Source organism: Streptomyces sp. NPDC050842 (assembly GCF_044456565.1).
In the GTDB taxonomy this organism is placed as follows: domain Bacteria; phylum Actinomycetota; class Actinomycetes; order Streptomycetales; family Streptomycetaceae; genus Streptomyces.
This window is the reverse complement of the sequence record NZ_JBITGA010000007.1, coordinates 369,960-388,492: the sequence shown is the minus strand read 5'-3', so window position 1 is coordinate 388,492 and position 18,533 is coordinate 369,960. Positions and strand designations below refer to the sequence as shown.

The following is an 18,533-nucleotide window of genomic DNA, read 5'->3' as shown; positions in this document are numbered from 1 at the left end:
CCGGCGTACCGGCGAGGCCGTAGGGTAACGGGCAGTACAACCGCAGTTCGACGGCGCACCGCGGCTCCCGCACCTGGTACACGCAACAGGAAGAAGGACGGCACGATGACGACGGTTCCCCTGCCGACCGCCGAGACCCGCTGGCGCTGCACGCTGTGCGGCAATCTGACCCGCTTCGACGTGACCCGCTCCTCCAAGGTCGTGGAGTACGTCCATCTGGACCTCGCGGGCGACCCGACGGTCGAGGAGCGGCAGGTGGTCAGTGAGACCATCGAGTCGGTCCGCTGCCGCTGGTGCAACGCGGTGGACCAGATCGAACTGGTGGACAGGCCGGGCGCCGCCTCCTGAGGGACGGCGCGGACGACATAGGGGTGACGGATCGTGGAGCAGCCCGCGCACGGTGGAGAGCCGGCCGGCGCGGCAGGTGACGCTGCCGAGACGCTCGACCACCCACTGACGGAAGGTGTACGTCGGCGGGTCGTCGCGCTGGTCGCGGACGCCTTCGGCGGGCTGACCGTCGCGGAGCTGCCGGCCCCCCTGCGGCAGTACGCCCGGTTCACCGCGAGCCGGCGGGCCAAGTTCGCCGGCAACGCGATGGCGGCCGCCCTGGAGAGCGACCCGCTCTTCCGGCAGCGGATCGGCGAGCGCTTCAAGCAGGCCCAGCCCGAACTGGCCGGGGCCGTCGAGACGGGCACCCCGCCCGCCGCCGCCGACCCGGTCGACGTGGCCGCGGCCGCCTATGTGCTGCGCCCGGCCGGCTGGGTCAAGCTCGTGGCCGCCGCGGGCGAGGAGGCCCTGCGGGTGGACGCCGAGCGGGCCGACGAGGCCGGGCGGCGCGAGCTGGAGCGGCTGCGCGAGGAGCTCGCCGCCGCCAAGGACCGTTCCCGCGGCGAGACGGAGCAGTTGCGCCACGATCTGGACGCCGCCCGCAAGGAAGCGGAATCGCTTCACCGCAAGCTGCGCAGCGCCCAGAGCGACGTGAAGCGCGGCGAGGCCGCGATGCGCCGCGCGCAGGGCGAGATCGACGCCGCGAAGGCGGAGGCGGCGGCCCAGGTGTCGGCCGCCGAGAGCGAGAGCCGGCGGCTCAAGGCCCGGCTCGGCGAGGTCGAAGCGGCCCTGGAGGCGAGCCGCAGGACGGCCCGCGAGGGCCGCTCGGTGGAGGACATGCGGCTGCGGCTGCTGCTCGACACGGTGCTGGACGCGGCCCAGGGGCTGCGCCGCGAGCTGGCGTTGCCGCCCGTCTCCGTACACCCGGCGGACACCGTGGACGCGGTGGAGCCGGGGCGGATGTCCCCGAAGGACATCGCGGCGCGGGCGCTCTCCGAGACCGATCCGGCGCTGCTCGACCAACTGCTCGCGCTGCCGCAGGCCCATCTGGTCGTCGACGGCTACAACGTCACCAAGACCGGCTATCCGACGATGCCGCTGGAGAAGCAGCGGCTGCGGCTGCTCGGGAGCCTCTCGGCTCTCGCGGCCCGGTCGGGCGCCGAGGTCACCTGTGTCTTCGACGGGGCCGAGCTGGCGGCTCCGGTGCTGCTCGCGCCGCCGCGCGGGGTGCGCGTGCTCTTCTCCAAGCCCGGTGTCACGGCGGACGAGTTGATCCGGCAGCTGGTGCGGGCCGAGCCGCCGGGGCGCCCCGTGGTGGTGGTCTCCACCGACCGCGAGGTCGCCGACGGGGTGGCGAAGGCGGGGGCGCGGCCGGTGGCGTCCGCCTTGTTGCTGAAGCGGCTTTCGCGGCTCTCGTAGCGACCTCATAACTCCTGGGCGTTATGCCCGAATTATGGATGGCGCACCGTCAAGTTGCCATCACTGCCCGTGCGGTGTGTGTAAACAAAGTGCTGTGTGGGCAATATTTTTGCCAGTGGGATTTGAACTGATCACAACTTGGTCACTAGGGTCAGGCTTCGAACCTTCGCACGGTCGATCACCCATCCGGGGTGGCGGCGGAGGAACCGCCTGCCCCTCACGGGTCGGGCGGCTCTGAGGAAGAAGGAGCTCGCCTTCGTGGCGTCCCACCGTCGACCCAAGCAGCCGAGCCGTGCCCGTGTGACCGTGCTCACCGCGGCCGCGGCCGCCGCCGTCGCACTCTCCGCCCAGTCCGGAGCCCAGGCGGCCCCCAAGCCCAAGATCGACGAGGTCAAGTCGAAGGTCGACGAGCTCCACCATGAGGCCGAAGAGGCCACGGAGCAGTACAACCAGGCCGAGGAGCGTCGCGGCAAGCTCCAGGAGGAGATCGGCAACCTCCAGGACAAGGTGGCCCGCGGTCAGCAGGAGCTCAACACCCTGCGCGACCAGATCGGTTCGGTCGCCACCGCCCAGTACCGCTCCGGCGGCATCGACCCGGCGCTCCAGCTCTTCCTCTCCGCCGACCCGGACTCCTACCTCGACAAGGCGTCCGCGATCGACCAGCTGAGCGCCCAGCAGGCCGACGTCCTCACCTCGATCCAGGCCAAGCAGCGGACCCTCGCGCAGCAGCGCTCCGAGGCGACCGCGAAGCTGGCCGACCTCGAGGACGTCCGCAAGACCCTCGGCGAGAAGAAGAAGAAGTACCAGGGCAAGCTCGCCGACGCGAGGAAGCTCCTCAACACCCTCACCGCGGCCGAGAAGGCCAAGCTGGAGCAGGAGGAGCGGGCCAAGGAGCAGCGCGCCAGCCGCGCCGCCAGCGAGCGGATCGACCTGGGCAACGAGGCCCCCGCGAGCGGCCTCGGCGCCGCCGCGCTCGCCGCCGCCGCCACCCAGATCGGCAAGCCGTACGCCTCCGGCCAGGAAGGCCCGAACTCGTACGACTGCTCCGGTCTGACCCAGTGGGCCTACGCCCAGGCCGGCGCCAGGCTCAGCCGCGTCACCTACACCCAGCAGAACGACGGCACGAAGATCGGCCGCAGCCAGCTCAAGCCGGGCGACCTGGTCTTCTTCAACGGCCTGTCGCACGTGGGTCTGTACGCGGGCAACAACACGATCCTGCACGCCCCCAAGCCGGGCGCCAACGTCCGGTACGAGTCGATGGGCTACATGGGCACGTTCCAGTTCGGTGTCCGCATCGGAGGCTGACGCGCCCCGCCCCGGCATGCCGCCCAAACGGGTGGTTCGCCCGGACACATGCTGACCTGACGCCCCGCCGGTGACCTGTGATCTCCGGCGGGGCGTCACTTTGTGTGCCCGGCGTCTTCGTTGGACGCGACGTGATCAGCGGCTACTGTCTGCCGCGCCAGTCTGCGTCGAGCCGAACGGAGCGCGATTAGTGGCGTCCCACCGCCGACCCGCGAGGGTCACCGTCCTGACCGCAGCCGCCGCGGCCACCGCGGCGGCGTCCCTCGGGGCCGTCCCCGCGAGCGCCGACCCGGGGCCCACGAGCGCGGCCACCCGCGCCACGGTCGACCGCCTCTTCGAGGAGGCCGAGAAGGCCACCGAGGGCTACAACAAGGCGGACGAGAAGACGGACGCGCTGCGCAGGACGGTCTCCCGGGCGCAGGACGAACTCGCCCGCGGCCAGGAGCGCATCAACCACATGCGGGGCGCCCTCGGCGCGGTCGCCGGGGCCCAGTACCGCTCCGGCGGCATCGACCCCGCCCTCGCGCTGCTGCTCTCCTCCGACCCGGACAGCTACCTGGAGCGCGCCTCCGCCCTCGACCGCGCCACCGCCCGGCAGGGCGCCGCGCTCAGCGAGCTCCAGCGGGAGCAGCGCCGGCTGAACCAGCGGCGGGACGAGGCGCGCACCGCCCTCGCCGAGCTGGAGCGCAGCCGGGCCGACGTCGCCCGCCACAAGCGCGCCGTCGAACGCAAGCTCGCCGAGGCCCGCCGGATCCTCGCCTCCCTCACCGTCGCGGAGCGCGCCGACTACGACCGCGCCTCCCGCTCCGGCGGGCGCGCGGACGCCGCCGGGGAGCTGCCGCCCCTCGCCGACCTCGGCCCCGGCTCCTCGCGGGCCTCCGCCGCGGTGATCGCCGCCCGCAGCGCGATCGGCAAGCCGTACGTCTGGGGGGCGACCGGGCCCACCGGCTTCGACTGCTCGGGCCTGATGGTCTGGTCGTACGGGCAGGCCGGGATCAGCCTGCCGCGCACCTCCTCGGCCCAGCGGTACGCCGGCCGGCAGGTGCCGCTCTCGCAGGCGCAGCCCGGCGACCTGGTCACGTACCGCGGCGACGCCAGCCATGTGGGGATCTACGCGGGCAACGGACAGGTCATCCACGCCCCCTATCCGGGGGCACGGGTCCGCTACGACCCGGTGAACATGATGTCGAACGTGACGGTGACGCGGGTCTGAGCCCGGGGCGGGGCGCCGATCCCGCCGTACCGGAAGCGGTACCGCCCGGTCCGACCGTACGATCGGGGGCGTGGCAGGTCAGGGGTGTGGAGCGCGGCGACCGGCCGTGGCCTGCCTGCTCGCCCTCCTGCTCACGCTCACGGGTCTCGTCGGCTGCACGGCGGCCCGCCCCGTCGACGCGGCCGCCGACTCGGCCCATGCCACGGCGTCCCGGGAGATACAGACGCTCCTCGACAGGCACGCCAGGGCGCTCCTCGACCGCGACGAACCCGGCTTCCGGACCGCCCTCGACCCCGCGTACGCGCCGACCGCCCTCACCGAGTTCCGGCGGCTCGCGAAGGTGCCGCTCGACGACTGGACGTACCGGGTCACCGGGATCGACCAGGCCGGCGACGGCCGGGTCACCGCCCGGGCCGAGCTCGGCTACCGCCTCCAGGGCCACGACAGGGGACCCGTCGTCAGCGGCCGCGTCCTGGACCTGGCCGAGCGGGACGGACGCTGGTACGTGACCGGCGACCGGCCCGCGGAGGGCGCGCCGCGGCAGCTCTGGGAACAGGGGGACGTGCGGACCGTCCGCGGCGCCCGCTCGCTCGTCCTCGGCGTCGGCCAGGATCCGGAGCGGCTCCGGGAGATCGCCGCGGCCGCCGACCGGGCCGTCCCCGCCGTGAGCGAGGCCTGGCCCTCGGAGTGGGCCCGCGAGGTCGTCGTCCTCGTCCCCGGCTCGCTGGAGGCGATGGGCGGGCTCCTCGGGGCGCCGGGCAGCTCCTACCGGGGGATCGCCGCCGTCACCACGGGGGAGACCGTGGGCGGGGCGGACGCGCCCGCGGACCGGGTCATCGTCAACCCCGAGGCGTACGGGGTCCTCGGGGCCTTCGGCCGGCAGCTCGTCCTCACCCACGAGACGGTCCACGTCGCCACCCGGGCCCACACCTCCCCGGCCACCCCGGTCTGGCTCTCCGAGGGCTTCGCCGACTGGGTCGCCTACCGGGGCACCGGCCGGACGCCCGCCCAGGCGGCCCCCGAGCTGGCCCGCGCGGTCCGCGCGGGCGAGCTGCCCGCCCGGCTACCGGAGGACGCGGACTTCGGCTTCGGCGGCGACGCGGAGGCGCTCGCGCGGGCCTACGAGGGCGGCTGGCTCGCGTGCGCGCTGATCGCGGAGCGCTGGGGCGAGACCGAGCTGACGGCGTTCTACCGGGCGGTGGGGGCGCATCGGGGCCGGGAGGGCGCGGTGGAGAAGGCGCTCCAGGAGGTCCTGGACACCACGCCGGAGGAGTTCACGGCCGCGTGGCGGACGTATCTGGGGGAGCGGCTCGGCTGAGGCGGCGCTCGGCGTTTCCGCCGCCGGATTTCTCAGGACCTGCCGCCGCCCTCGTCTCCCCTGTGGGGGTCAGCGACCTGTGTTTCGGCTCTTCTGGTCGTCGATCCTTTTCAGGAGGGCTATCCCGTCCCGCGTCTCCACGACGCGATAGCCGGCGAGGCTCGGCGAGGGCGCTTCCAGCTGCCTTCCGGTCGCACAGTCCGGATCCGTGTTGTCGGTGACGTCGTAAATCACCCACTGGGCCGGTTCCTTCGGCGGGAAGGACCGGGGGAACAGGCACACCTCGCTGACGGTGGCCCGGTCCACGAGCTGAGCGGCCAGACGGTTCGACGCGGCCACGGTCGCGCCGTCGGGGATCCTTTCGAGCAGCTCGTCCGCTGCCCTGACGTGGGCGGTCTCGCTCGACGTCCGTGGCATGACGAGCTCATGCAGGGGGTGGGTGAAGAGCGTGACGCTCGTGACCACCGCTCCGATGACACAGGCGGGCAGGATTCTTCGGGCGGGCACGCCCGTGGCCACGGCGTGAACGGCGGCCGCGAAGGCGATGGGCATGAGAACGGCGCTGTAGTGGAAACCCGTACCCCAGTAGAAGGGGTTCTCCGATGTGAAGCGCCAGGCGAGGGTCGGCAGCGCGACGAGCAGGAGCGGGGAGCGGAGGGCCAGGAAGCCGGTGGTGGCGACGATCAGGAACAGCGTCAGCCACTTCACCGGAGGCCAGAAGGCTCCGGTGACCTCCATCAGCAGGCCCGCGTCCTCGGCGGCCTCGGGGGGCCAGTAGGCGAACTGCCCCAGGGGATTGAAGTACGGGAGAATCACCAGCATCTCCAGCGCCGTCGCGCCGGCCCCGAAGGCGGCCACGGCGAGCCCCGTGACCCTCGGACCCTTCCATGCCACGTAGACGCCGATCGCGGCGACCGTGAGCCCCAGGTCCTCCTTGACCAGGACCAGCGGAATCGACCACAGGGCGGCCGAGCGCCAGTTCTTCTGCCCGGCGGCGCAGAGGGAGAGCGAGAGCAGCGGAACCGCGAAAGCGACTTCATGGAAGTCGAAGTCGATCAGTTCGGCAATTCCCCAGGAAGCCCCGTACGAAATGCCGATCCAGTAGGCGAAGTTCCGACCCTTGACCCGGTAGGCCCATTTCATCAAGGGGGCTATGGAGAAGGCGACGAGTGCCGCCTGGCAAACGAGCAGGGTGTAGCTGGACGGGAATATCCTGTAGACCGGTGCCAGCAATGCGAGGATCGGATGGAAGTGATCCCCGAGCGTGTTGTACGCGGGCCCCTTGAGATCGGAATACGGGGCGGTGAGCTCGGAGTACGACTTGACGATCTGGGTGAAGATGCCCAGGTCGTATCCGGTCGAGAGGTTTGTCGCGTGGCGCCGTGCCGACAAGAGCAGATAAATCAGGAAGAAAGCGCCGGAAGTCAGAAGAGAGGCCTTCGAGAACGTCCCTGCCGCTGCTTCCGATGAGCCCTCCGTGGTTCTCTCGTCACCCCCGGTCCCTGTGCGCCGTTGAAGCGTGTCGACCGAGAGATTCGAGTTGTTCATGTCGGCAGGAGAACCTAACAGGGAGACAAAGGTGCCCAAGAGTACCAGCACAGCTCTTAGGCCGGTCGGGTGAAGCTCGTACGGCTAATCCGCACCGGTCAGATCGAACCGGCCAGCACCTTCTCCTGCTCCGGCCGGCCCGCCGGAACCGGGATGTGCACCGATCCGGCCTCCGTCACGGTGTGCCGCCACAGGATGCGGCAGGCGGAGAAGGTCGCGGCGATCAGCAGGGCGTTGCGCAGGAACAGCACCGCGATGCCCAGCGGATCGCTGGCCGTCACGTGCGAGAACCAGACGGGGTACTCGAACTGGGTCACGGCCGTCGCCCACAGCACCAGATGGGCGGGGCGCCGCATCCGGCTCGAACGGTAGACGAGGCAGACGGCGGCGAGACCGAACAGCCAGATCATGTACTGCGGCGAGATCACCCGGCTCGTCACGGTGAAGAGCAGCACCGCCACGAAGGCCGCGTCCGCCGTCGTCGAGGTCGCGAAGCGCCGGGCCTTGAACCGCCACAGGGCCAGCCAGCCGAAGGCGGCGACCGTCAGCGCCATCGCGCCGCCCGAGACCCAGGAGACGTACGGGCCGAGGAACTCCATCGAGCCGTAGTTCATCCGCGCGACGCCGTCCCAGCCGAAGTGCCGGGCTATGTGGAACACCATCGCACCCAGCGACTCGACCTCCGTGCCCCGCTCGCTCTGATACGAGAGGAAAGCCAGCGAGCCCGGCATCCACGCCGTGCACAGCAGCAGCACCGCGGCCCCTCCGCCCGCCGCCGCCGACCAGGACGACCAGGTCGCCCGGCCCTTCGGCGTGCCCACGAGGAGCAGCGCCGGCCACACCTTGAGGACCGCGCCGAAGCCGGTGAGCGCCCCGAGCACCCGCGGACTGCGGACCGCGGCCAGCAGAGCCGCCACGGCGACCGCCGTCACCATGACGTCGTAACGGGCGTAGGCGGTCGGCCCGAGGAGAGGCACCGCGGCGAGCCAGAACCAGGCGCCCCGCATCGACCGGCCCGGCCGGCGCCCCGTATGGACAAGCAGTCCGAAGACGAACGCGTCGCACAGGAACGCCAGCAGGAAGAAGGCGGGGGCGTAGTCGAGGAACGGCAGCAGCGCGGGGGACAGGACCGCCAGGGCGGCGCCGGGCGGGTACTGCCAGGTCACGTCGTTCCGGGGATACGTGCCGGACTGCAGGACCTCGAACCAGCCCTGGTAGATCTGCTCGACCTCGAACGTCGTGTCCGGGCCGGGGGCCACCACGACCTTGAACGTGCACAACAGGAGAAGGATCCGGGTCAGGCCCCACAGGCCGAGCGGAAGCCGCAGGCCCATGCGCGAGCCGTTCCCCACTGCGCCCGTCATGCCTCTTCCGTTCCTCGTCTCGCGGTCCGCTCGCGCGGAGAGTGGTGGTGCCGGGCGGTGAGTGCCATCGCGTACTGTCGGCCACGATGGACAAGACCCTGATCGTAACCAACGACTTCCCGCCGCGACCCGGCGGAATCCAGGCGTTCCTGCACAACATGGCGCTGCGCCTGGACCCCGAACAGATCGTGGTCTACGCCTCCACATGGAAGCGAAGCCGCGACGGAGTCGAAGCGACCGCTCTGTTTGACGCCGAACAGCCTTTCACGGTTGTCCGCGATCGCACCACCATGCTGTTGCCCACACCTCGGGTCACCGCCCGCGCCACCGCGCTGCTGCGCGAACACGGCTGCCGGTCCGTCTGGTTCGGCGCCGCAGCGCCGCTCGGCCTGATGGCCCCCGCGCTGCGCAGGGCGGGCGCGAAGCGGCTCGTCGCCACCACCCACGGGCACGAGGCCGGCTGGGCCCAGCTGCCCGCCGCCCGGCAGCTGCTGCGGCGGATCGGCGAGGGCACGGACACCATCACCTACCTCGGCGAGTACACCCGCTCCCGGATCGCGGAGGCCCTCACGCCCGCCGCCGCCGGGCGGATGGTCCAGCTCCCGCCCGGTGTGGACGAGAAGACGTTCCACCCCGACTCGGGCGGCGCCGAGGTCCGCGCCCGCCTCGGGCTCAGCGACCGGCCCGTCGTCGTCTGCGTCTCCCGGCTCGTCCCGCGCAAGGGCCAGGACACCCTGATCCGGGCCCTGCCCGCGATCCTGCGCCGGGTCCCGGACGCGGTCCTCCTGATCGTCGGCGGCGGCCCGTACGAGAAGGACCTGCGCCGCCTCGCCGACGAGACCGGCGTGGCCGGATCCGTACGCTTCACCGGCGCCGTCCCCTGGGCCGAACTCCCCGCCCACTACGGCGCGGGCGACGTCTTCGCCATGCCCTGCCGCACCCGCCGCGGCGGCCTCGACGTCGAGGGCCTGGGCATCGTCTACCTGGAGGCCTCGGCCACCGGCCTCCCGGTCGTCGCCGGCGACTCCGGCGGCGCCCCCGACGCCGTCCTCGACGGCGAGACCGGCTGGGTCGTCCGCGGCGAGTCCGCCGAGGAGACCGCCGACCGCGTCGCGACCCTCCTCCTCGACCCCGAACTCCGCGCCCGCATGGGCGAGCGGGGCCGCGCCTGGGTCGAGGAGAAGTGGCGCTGGGACCTCCTCGCGGAACGGCTGCGCGAACTGCTCTGAGACGGACGCGCTGCGAGACGTACGTGCTCCGAGACGGACGCGCCGCGAGACGTGCGGAAGGGGCCCGGGTGACATCACCCGGGCCCCTCTCCGTTGCGTCGCGCGACCGGGCTCAGCCCTGGTAGATCGCCTCGATCTCGTCCGCGAACTCCCGCGCCACCACGTTCCGCTTCAGCTTCAGGGACGGGGTGATGTGGCCCGCCTCCTCGGTGAACTGGGCGGGAAGGACGCGGAACTTGCGCACCGACTCCGCCTTGGAGACCGCCGCGTTGCCGTCGTCGATCGCCCGCTGGACCTCCGCGAGGAGCTCCGCGTCGTCGCGCAGGGAGGCCGCCGTCGAGCCCGCCGGCTTGCCGTGGTCGGCGGCCCAGCGGCCGAGGAACTCCTCGTCCAGGGTGACGAGCGCGCCCACGAACGGGCGTCCGTCGCCGACCACCATGCACTCCGCGACCAGCGCGTGCGCCCGGATGCGGTCCTCGATGACCGCCGGGGCGACGTTCTTGCCGCCCGCCGTCACCAGGATCTCCTTCTTGCGGCCCGTGATCGCGAGGTAGCCGTCCTCGTCGAGCGTGCCGATGTCACCCGTGTGGAACCAGCCGTCCGCCAGCGCCTCGGCCGTCGCCGCCTCGTTGTTCCAGTACCGCGAGAAGATGTGCTCGCCGTGCAGCAGGACCTCGCCGTCGTCGGCGATCCGCACCACCGAGCCCGGCAGCGGCTGCCCGACCGTGCCGATCTTCTGCCGGTCCCACGGGTTGAACGCGGTCGCCGCGCACGACTCCGTCAGCCCGTACCCCTCCAGGACCGTGAAGCCGATGCCCCGGAAGAAGTGGCCGAGCCGCTCGCCCAGCGGCGCGCCGCCCGAGATCGCGTACTCGCCGCGTCCGCCGAGCACCGCCCGCAGCTTGCTGAAGACCAGCTTGTCGAAGAGCTTGTGCTTGAGCTTGAGGCCGAGGGACGGGCCCTCGGGGGTCCCGATCGCCCGGCTGTACGCGATCGCCGTGTGCGCGGCCTTGTCGAAGATCTTGCCCTTGCCGTCGGCCTGCGCCTTGGCCCGCGCCGAGTTGTAGACCTTCTCGAAGACCCGCGGCACGCCCAGGATCAGCGTCGGCCGGAACGAGGCCAGCTCGTCGGTGAGGTTCTTGATGTCCGGGACGCAGCCCAGCCGGATCGGCGCCATGACGGACGCGACCTCGACGAGCCGCCCGAAGACGTGCGCGGCCGGCAGGAAGAGCAGCACCGAACACTCGCCGGTACGGAAGAGGGGCTTCAGCCGCTCCACGATGTTGCCGCACTCGGCGAAGAACGCCCGGTGGGACAGGACACAGCCCTTGGGGCGGCCGGTCGTGCCCGAGGTGTAGACGATCGTGGCCGGGTCGTCGGCGTTCGCCGCCGACATCCGCGCGTCGAGCAGCTCGTCGGAGACGTCCGCGCCGTCGGCGGTGAGCTTGGCGACCGCGCCGGCGTCGATCTGCCGGATGCCCTTGAGCTCCGGGAGATCGGCCCGGACGGACTCCACCGACGCCTCGTGGGCCGCGCTCTCCACCAGCGCCAGCGAGGCGCCCGAGTCGCCGAGGATCCACTGGATCTGCTCCGGCGAGCTCGTCTCGTAGACCGGCACGGTCACGCCGCCCGCGCTCCAGATCGCGAAGTCGAGCAGCACCCACTCGTACCGCGTACGGGACAGCAGGGCGACCCGGTCGCCCGCCTCGACGCCCGCGGCGATCAGCCCCTTGGCGGCCCCGCGGACCTCCGCGAGGAACTGGGTCGCGGTCACGTCCGTCCAGACCCCGTCGACCTTGCGTCCCATCACGGCGACATCTGGGTGCCGGGAGGCATTGCGGCGGATGAGATCCGTCAGGTTGCCGTCCGTGGGGACCTCGTACAGGGCCGGAAGGCTGAACTCGCGCAAGACTGCTGCTCCTCATCGGGCGCCGGCGCCACGGCTCTGTGTGATGCACCGGTGTGGTCCATGATCGGGCAGGTGCTCAGTGGGGGTGAGCACGACTGGACTGCCCGGACGTTACCCATCAGTAGATGGTTCCGATAGGGGGTCCCGGCCAGATGTTCCGTGCGTCACACATGCATGACGGTGCTGTGCGCACAGTAATCCACAGGTTTCCCGACTCGGAAGTAACCGCAGGTGACACCCCCTAAGGTGAGCGCATGCGAGTCCATGTGGTCAGTGACGTGCACGGCAACGCCGGAGACCTCGCCACGGCGGGGGAGGGCGCCGACGCCCTCATATGTCTGGGGGACCTGGTCCTCTTCCTCGACTACGCCGACCACGGCCGCGGGATCTTCCCCGACCTCTTCGGCGTCGAGAACGCCGACCGGCTCGTGGAACTGCGCACCGCCCGCCGCTTCGACGAGGCCCGTGACCTGGGCCGCCGCCTCTGGGCCGAGCTCGACGTCGACCGCGAAACCGCCATCGAGGCCGCCGTGCGCCGCCAGTACGCCGAACTCTTCGCCGCCTTCCCCACCCCGACGTACGCCACCTACGGGAACGTCGACATCCCCCGGCTCTGGCCCGAGTTCGCCGGGCCGGGCACGACCGTCCTCGACGGGCAGCGCGTCGAGCTCGGCGGCCTCACCGTCGGCTTCGTCGGCGGCGGGCTGCGCACCCCGATGCGCACCCCGTACGAGATCTCGGACGAGGAGTACGCCGCCAAGGTCGAGGCCCTCGGGGACGTCGACATCCTCTGCTCCCACATCCCGCCGGACGTGCCGGAACTGACGTACGACACGGTGGCCCGCCGCTTCGAGCGCGGCAGCCGCGCCCTGCTCGACGCGATCCGGCGCACCCGGCCCCGGTACGCCCTCTTCGGCCACGTCCACCAGCCGCTCGCCCGGCGGATGCGGATCGCCGCGACCGAGTGCGTCAACGTCGGCCACTTCGCGTCGACCGGCAGGCCCTTCGCCCTGGAGTGGTGACGGGCGCGGAGTCGCGGCGCGATAGCCTTCCGACGGCACATCTGTACGTCTGTGCCCCTGTTTTCCTCTAGTTCTCGCCGGACCGCACAGTGGAGGAGCCACCGCGATGGCCGAACACACCAGCTCGAGCATCACCATCGAGGCGGCGCCGGCCGACGTCATGGGTGTGATCGCCGACTTCGCCCGCTACCCGGAGTGGACGGGCGAGGTGAAGGAGGCCGAGGTCCTGGAGACGGACGCCTCCGGCCGCGCGGAGAAGGTCCGGCTGCTCCTCGACGCCGGCGCCATCAAGGACGACCACACCCTGGCGTACACCTGGACCGGCGCCGACGAGGTCAGCTGGACCCTGGTCAAGTCCCAGATGCTCCGCTCCCTCGACGGCTCCTACCGGCTCGCCGCGCTCGGCGGCGGCGCCCGCACCGAGGTCACGTACCAGCTGACCGTCGACGTCAAGATCCCCATGCTCGGCATGATCAAGCGCAAGGCCGAGAAGGTCATCATCGACCGCGCCCTGGCCGGCCTGAAGAAGCGCGTCGAATCCGGCGCGTAGCGCCCCCCGGTCCGTGGGGGCGATCGTCCCGCAGGGCTGGGGGTGCCCCCTCTGGGGGAGGGTGGGCACACGGACCGGCGCCCTTGCGGGCGCCTCCGCCCCTTGAGCCCAGCCGCACCACCAGCTTGGCGGGGCGGTAACGTTCCCGCGCATGCGGATCATCCTTGTCACCGGCCTCGGCGGCGCCGGCCGTACCACCGTCGCCGCCGCGACCGCCCTCGCCGAGGCGCGGGCGGGGCGCCGGGTCCTGCTCGTCTCCGAGGACGCCGACCCGCTCCTGAGCGGCGGCGGTCTCCGGGTCCTGCGCCCCGATCCCGCCGCGGACTTCCGCCGCGAGTTCCTCGCGCTCCAGGCCCGCTCCGGCGCCGCCCTCGACCTCCTCGGCGCCGCGCCCTTCGAGGACGCCGAGCTCACCGAACTCCCCGGCAGCCGCCAGTTCGCCCTCCTGAGGGCCCTGCGCGACGCCGCCGACGGCGAGCACGACCTCGCCGTCGTCGACCTGCCCCCGCTCCCCGAGGCCCTCGCCCTCCTCGCCCTGCCCGAGCAGCTCCGCCGCTATCTGCGCCGCCTCCTGCCCGCCGAACGGCAGGCCGCTCGCGCGCTGCGCCCGATGCTCGCCCAGCTCGCCGGGGTCCCCATGCCCGCGCAGTGGCTGTACGAGACCACCGCCCGCTGGGAGGCCGAGCTCGCCGCCGCCCAGGCCGTCGTCGACGCCCCCACCACCCGCGTCCGCCTCGTCCTCGAACCCGGACCCGCCGCCGTCCGCGCCCTGCGCACCGCCCGGCTCGGCCTCGCCCTCCAGGGCCTCGCCCTCGACGCCGTCGTCGCCAACCGGCTGCTCCCCGCCGACTCCGAGGACCCCTGGCTCGCCGGGCTCACCGCCCAGCAGCACCGGCACCTGGAGGAGCTCCGTACCGCCGCCGGCATCGTCCACGAGCTGCCGCACCTCGGACGCGACCCCCGCGGCGCCGAGGACCTCGCCCTCCTGGCGCCCGTCCCGCACGCCCCTCTCACCCCCGTACCCGGCCGTGAGGTCGAGGACCGGCGGGAGGAGGACGGCGTACTCGTCTGGCACATCGCCCTGCCCGGCGCCGTCAAGGAGGAGCTCGCCCTCGTCCGCCGCGGCGACGAACTGCTCCTGACCGTCGGCCCGTTCCGCCGCCACCTGCCCCTGCCGTCCGTCCTGCGCCGCTGCACCGTGACCGGCGCGGGGCTCGTCGACGGGGACCTCAGGGTGCGCTTCACCCCGGACCCGGGACTCTGGCCACGTACCCCCTGAGGGCGTGTACCGTCGAAGTACCAGCCATTGAGGAGTACGCCATGAGCGATTCGGATGCCTGGGCCAAGGCGTGCGCCGAGGACCTGGAGGCGGAGAAGGCCCGCCGCCGTGCGGAGCGCGGCACCGAGCCCGGCTCGGCCGCCGAGGAGCTCCGCAAGCTCTTCGACGCCGTCGCCGACAAGGTCGCCGGGGGACTCGGAGGCCCGCTCCTGGGCGGACTCGGCGGCATCAGCGGCGAGACCGTCAAGCAGGTCGTCAGCCAGGCGAAGGCCGTCGTCGAGCCCGTCATCGAGCGCAACCCGCAGGTCTTCGACCACCTCGCCGCCGCCGGGAACGAACTGCTCGCCGCCTACCGCTCCGCCGTCGAGGGCCACGAGACCCGCTGGACCCGCGGCGGGACCGTCGCCGAGGACGATCCGCGCCGCGAGGCCGACACCGAAACCGACGGTAAGGGTGACGGCGAGGAGAAGCCGCGCCGCGACGACGAAGGCCCCGGTACGGGCCAGCACATCGACCTCGACTGATCGGGACCGACTGATCGGGACTGATCGGGACGACCCCTCCCCTCGGGTACGGTGGGCCGTAGCGGGGCTCGACCGAAAACTGAGGGACACATGGGACTCACCATCGGCGTCGACATCGGCGGCACGAAGATCGCGGCCGGCGTGGTCGACGAGGAGGGCAACATCCTCGACACGCACAAGGTGCCCACCCCGCCGACCCCCGAGGGCATCGTCGACGCGATCAGCGCCGCCGTCTCCGAGGCGGGCAAGGGCCACGTGATCGAGGCCGTGGGCATCGGTGCCGCCGGCTACGTCGACGACAAGCGCGCCACCGTCCTCTTCGCGCCGAACATCGACTGGCGGCACGAGCCGCTGAAGGACAAGGTCGAGCAGCGGGTCGGCCTCCCCGTCGTCGTCGAGAACGACGCCAACGCGGCGGCCTGGGGCGAGTACAAGTTCGGCGCCGGCCAGGGCCACGAGGACGTCATCTGCATCACCCTCGGCACCGGCCTCGGCGGCGGCATCATCATCGGCAACAAGCTGCGCCGCGGACGCTTCGGCGTGGCCGCCGAGTTCGGCCACATCCGGGTCGTCCCGGACGGTCTGCTGTGCGGCTGCGGCAGCCAGGGCTGCTGGGAGCAGTACGCCTCCGGGCGCGCGCTCGTCCGGTACGCCAAGCAGCGCGCCAACGCCACCCCGGAGCGCGCCAAGGTCCTGCTGGGCCTCGGCGACGGCACCCCGGAGGGCATCGAGGGCAAGCACGTCAGCCAGGCGGCGCGCGCCGGTGACCCGGTCGCCGTCGACTCCTTCCGCGAGCTGGCCCGCTGGGCCGGCGCCGGTCTCGCCGACCTGGCCTCGCTCTTCGACCCCTCGGCGTTCATCGTCGGCGGCGGCGTCTCGGACGAGGGCGACCTCGTCCTCGACCCGATCCGGAAGTCCTTCCGGCGCTGGCTGATCGGCGGCCAGTGGCGTCCGCACGCGCAGGTCCTCGCGGCCCAGCTCGGCAACAAGGCCGGCCTGGTCGGCGCGGCGGACCTGGCCCGCCAGGGCTGACACCCGTACGAAGGCATACGACGACCGCCCGCCGCGTCCTCTGGGACACGGCGGGCGGTCGTCGTATGTTGGCTGTCATGGCGATCAGCGAGCTGCCCAACTCCCGCACCGAAGCGGACGGTTCGGCCGTCCTCCGGGTGCTGAGCTACAACGTCCGCTCGATGCGCGACGACGAGGACGCCCTCGCCCGGGTGATCCGCGCCTGCGCCCCGGACCTCGTCTTCGTCCAGGAGGCCCCGCGCTTCTTCCGCTGGCGCAAGCACGCGGCCCGGCTCGCCGCCAAGAGCGAGCTCGTCATGCTGAGCGGCGGCGCCACCGCGGCCGGACCGATGATCCTCTGCTCCCTGCGGGCCACCGTGGAACGCACCGAGGACGTGCTGCTGCCGCTCACCCCCGGCCTGCACCGCCGCGGCCTCGCGACCGCCGTCGTCCGCTTCGCCGGGGCCAGGGTCGGGCTGATCAGCTGCCACCTGAGCCTGCGGAAGGACGAGCGGTACGCACAGGCCGGGATGGTCCTCGACCGGGTCGGCGCACTGGGCACCCCGTACGCCCTCGTGGCCGGGGACCTCAACGAACGACCCTGCGGCCCCGCCTTCACCCGGCTCGCGACGGAGCTCCGGGACGGCTGGGCGGTCAGTCCCTGGGGCGGCGAGTACACCTCGACCCCCGCCGACCCGCACCAGCGCATCGACGCGATCCTGGCCACCCCGGGCATCGAGTTCCTCGGCTGCGGCGTCCCACCCCACCTCGACCCCGAAGACCTGAGAACGGCGACGGACCACCTCCCTGTGTTGGCGGCGGTCCGTGTGCCTGCTTCGTAGAAGTGGGGCTCGGGGGTCTACACGACCGCGCCGCGGCCCGGGTCGCCGAAGCCGTCGTCGTCATCGTCGTCGTGCTTCATGCGCGCGACCAGGGTCGCGAAGCCGCCGAGGAAGCCGCCCACGCAGAGCGTCGTCAGCCACCAGGTCATGTCCCACTGGAACAGGACGGCCACCAGCATCAGCACCGGACCGCCGACCACGCCCAGCCAGGCGAACTTGGTCGTCGCGTCCGCCTCCGGCAGCGGCGGGGGCTCCGGCGGGACGAAGTGTCCCTCCTCGGAGCCGTCCGGGCCCTGCTCCGGCTCGGCCGGGGAATAGTCCCGCGGGCCGCTCGGGCGCACCCCGGGCGCGAAGACGACGGAGCTGCCCAGCGCGGGCTTCTCCGCTCCGGCCTCCGGCTTCCGGTCGGCATCGGGCGAGGCCTCGCCGTCCGTCCCGGTACCGGATTCGCTGCCGGACGCGGGCCCCGGCGCGGTGTCCGCTCCGGAACCGGAACCGGGACCGGAACCGGAGTCGGCTCCCGAGGCGGCGTCGGCTTGGGCTTCGGTTTCGGCGGCTCCGGATCCGGCAGGAGTCCCCTTCCCCGTCCCCGTACCCGTCCCCGTCTTGGCGTCCGGCTTCGTCGGCTCGTCCGCCGGCTCGTCCTCCGGTTCGGGCAGCGCGAGGTTCTCGATCGGCCGGTACGGCCTCGCCCCCGGCGGATCCGCGGGCTCGTCCCCGTACCCGGCGACGATCGCGGCCCACGCCGCTTCCTCGTCGATGGGCTGCGGCTCCCGCTCGCCGCCGTCCTGCTGATCAGCCACCGCTGCTGCTCCTCTTCCCGTCGACCGGACTCGGGGCGAGGCGCTCGACGAACGCCCAGCTCTCCTCGAAGATCCGCTCCGCGTCATGGTCCAACGTCGCGACGTGGTAGCTCTGTTCCAGCAGGATCTCCCGGACGTCCGTCGAGGAGACACGGCTCAGGACGCGGGCCGAGTCGGCCGGCGGGACCACGTGGTCCTGCGGGCTGTGCAGCACCACCAGCGGCTGCGTGACCTGCGGGAGCTCCGCGTCCACCGTGCGGAAGAACTGGCGCAGCGAGTGCGCGGCGTGCAGCGGGACGCGGTCGTAGCCGACCTCCGTCACGCCCTCCTTGGCGATGTCGCTCGCGATGCCGCTCGTCGTGCGGACCAGGTGCCGGGCGACCGGCAGCGCGTGCGCCGCCAGGCCGTGCACCTTGTTGCCCGGGTTGACGAGGACGATGCCCCGCACCGCGTCACCGTGCTGGGCGGCCAGCCGCAGCGTGAGCGCCCCGCCCATGGAGAGGCCCATGACGAAGACGGTCTCGCACCGGTCCAGGAGCTCGCGCAGGGCCCGGTCCACCTCCGCGTACCAGTCGCGCCAGGTGGTGAGCTGGAGGTCCTCCCAGCGGGTGCCGTGGCCCGGCAGCAGGGGCAGTGACACGGTGAGCCCGCGGCCGGCCAGATACTCGGCCCACGGGCGCATCGACTGCGGGGAACCGGTGAATCCGTGACAGAGAAGGACGCCGACCTCTCCGCCTTCGTGGCGGTACGGCTCGGCTCCGGGAAGGACCGGCACCGGGGTCTCCTGTTCGTTCGACTTCGGGTGCGCCGAAGCGACGGAAAATGGGGAAGGACCTTCACGGTACGCGACCGGACCGACACCGACCAGGG

17 protein-coding genes are annotated in these 18,533 nt (G+C 72.4%); 12 read left to right on the top strand and 5 right to left on the bottom strand.

From position 1 onward, the window contains the following. Window positions 1–105 precede the first annotated feature (105 nt). The 5 genes from ACIBG6_RS25450 to ACIBG6_RS25430 all read left to right on the top strand — a co-directional run bounded on the left by ACIBG6_RS25450 (window position 106) and on the right by ACIBG6_RS25430 (window position 5,582). Complete coding sequence (locus ACIBG6_RS25450; RefSeq protein ID WP_017238847.1) at window positions 106–348, top strand: hypothetical protein; 243 nt, start codon at window positions 106–108, stop codon at window positions 346–348. Window positions 349–381: 33 nt separating this feature from the next. Further along, window positions 382–1,746, top strand: a complete 1,365-nt coding sequence (locus ACIBG6_RS25445) for an NYN domain-containing protein (RefSeq protein ID WP_399224870.1) — start codon at window positions 382–384, stop codon at window positions 1,744–1,746. A 258-nt stretch (window positions 1,747–2,004) separates the two neighbouring features. Then, a complete protein-coding gene (locus tag ACIBG6_RS25440) occupies window positions 2,005–3,051 on the top strand; it encodes an NlpC/P60 family protein (protein ID WP_399224869.1) in 1,047 nt (348 codons plus the stop codon). A 190-nt stretch (window positions 3,052–3,241) separates the two neighbouring features. Then, window positions 3,242–4,264, top strand: a complete 1,023-nt coding sequence (locus ACIBG6_RS25435; RefSeq protein WP_399224868.1) for an NlpC/P60 family protein — start codon at window positions 3,242–3,244, stop codon at window positions 4,262–4,264. 70 nt (window positions 4,265–4,334) lie between these two features. Beyond that, entirely contained in the window at window positions 4,335–5,582 is a 1,248-nt protein-coding gene (locus tag ACIBG6_RS25430; RefSeq protein ID WP_399224867.1) for a hypothetical protein, read from the top strand. Between the two features lie 69 nt (window positions 5,583–5,651). Here the strand turns inward: ACIBG6_RS25430 and ACIBG6_RS25425 are convergent, their stop codons facing one another. Further along, window positions 5,652–7,130, bottom strand: coding sequence for a DUF2079 domain-containing protein (locus tag ACIBG6_RS25425; RefSeq protein ID WP_399224866.1), 1,479 nt, complete (start codon window positions 7,128–7,130; stop codon window positions 5,652–5,654). A gap of 98 nt (window positions 7,131–7,228) precedes the next feature. After that, window positions 7,229–8,494: a glycosyltransferase 87 family protein gene (locus ACIBG6_RS25420; protein ID WP_399224864.1), complete on the bottom strand. Its 1,266-nt coding sequence runs from the start codon at window positions 8,492–8,494 to the stop codon at window positions 7,229–7,231. A gap of 86 nt (window positions 8,495–8,580) precedes the next feature. On the opposite strand from ACIBG6_RS25420, the gene ACIBG6_RS25415 reads away from it, so the two are divergent. Beyond that, window positions 8,581–9,723, top strand: a complete 1,143-nt coding sequence (locus tag ACIBG6_RS25415) for a glycosyltransferase family 4 protein (RefSeq protein ID WP_399224863.1) — start codon at window positions 8,581–8,583, stop codon at window positions 9,721–9,723. A 112-nt stretch (window positions 9,724–9,835) separates the two neighbouring features. On the opposite strand, the gene ACIBG6_RS25410 is transcribed toward ACIBG6_RS25415, so the two are convergent. Next, on the bottom strand, window positions 9,836–11,632 hold the full coding sequence (locus ACIBG6_RS25410) for an AMP-dependent synthetase/ligase (RefSeq protein WP_399224862.1): 1,797 nt from the start codon (window positions 11,630–11,632) through the stop codon (window positions 9,836–9,838). A 254-nt stretch (window positions 11,633–11,886) separates the two neighbouring features. On the opposite strand from ACIBG6_RS25410, the gene ACIBG6_RS25405 reads away from it, so the two are divergent. The 6 genes from ACIBG6_RS25405 to ACIBG6_RS25380 all read left to right on the top strand — a co-directional run bounded on the left by ACIBG6_RS25405 (window position 11,887) and on the right by ACIBG6_RS25380 (window position 16,860). Continuing rightward, on the top strand, window positions 11,887–12,654 hold the full coding sequence (locus ACIBG6_RS25405; protein ID WP_399224861.1) for a metallophosphoesterase: 768 nt from the start codon (window positions 11,887–11,889) through the stop codon (window positions 12,652–12,654). Between the two features lie 106 nt (window positions 12,655–12,760). Next, complete coding sequence (locus ACIBG6_RS25400; protein WP_399224859.1) at window positions 12,761–13,204, top strand: SRPBCC family protein; 444 nt, start codon at window positions 12,761–12,763, stop codon at window positions 13,202–13,204. Window positions 13,205–13,355: 151 nt separating this feature from the next. Next, window positions 13,356–14,483 carry an ArsA-related P-loop ATPase gene (locus ACIBG6_RS25395; RefSeq protein ID WP_399224858.1) on the top strand — a complete coding sequence of 376 codons (1,128 nt, stop codon included), beginning with the start codon at window positions 13,356–13,358 and terminating at the stop codon, window positions 14,481–14,483. Window positions 14,484–14,524: 41 nt separating this feature from the next. Next, a complete protein-coding gene (locus tag ACIBG6_RS25390) occupies window positions 14,525–15,007 on the top strand; it encodes a DUF5304 domain-containing protein (RefSeq protein WP_399224857.1) in 483 nt (160 codons plus the stop codon). 90 nt (window positions 15,008–15,097) lie between these two features. Next, window positions 15,098–16,039: an ROK family glucokinase gene (locus ACIBG6_RS25385; RefSeq protein ID WP_317594344.1), complete on the top strand. Its 942-nt coding sequence runs from the start codon at window positions 15,098–15,100 to the stop codon at window positions 16,037–16,039. A 77-nt stretch (window positions 16,040–16,116) separates the two neighbouring features. Beyond that, a complete protein-coding gene (locus ACIBG6_RS25380) occupies window positions 16,117–16,860 on the top strand; it encodes an endonuclease/exonuclease/phosphatase family protein (RefSeq protein WP_399224856.1) in 744 nt (247 codons plus the stop codon). A 17-nt stretch (window positions 16,861–16,877) separates the two neighbouring features. Here ACIBG6_RS25380 and ACIBG6_RS25375 read toward each other — a convergent pair whose 3' ends face one another. Both ACIBG6_RS25375 and ACIBG6_RS25370 read right to left on the bottom strand, forming a co-directional pair. Next, window positions 16,878–17,663, bottom strand: a complete 786-nt coding sequence (locus ACIBG6_RS25375; protein ID WP_399224855.1) for a hypothetical protein — start codon at window positions 17,661–17,663, stop codon at window positions 16,878–16,880. Continuing rightward, window positions 17,656–18,438 carry an alpha/beta fold hydrolase gene (locus ACIBG6_RS25370; protein ID WP_329623965.1) on the bottom strand — a complete coding sequence of 261 codons (783 nt, stop codon included), beginning with the start codon at window positions 18,436–18,438 and terminating at the stop codon, window positions 17,656–17,658. The genes ACIBG6_RS25375 and ACIBG6_RS25370 overlap by 8 nt, the downstream gene beginning before the upstream one ends. Window positions 18,439–18,533: the final 95 nt, after the last annotated feature.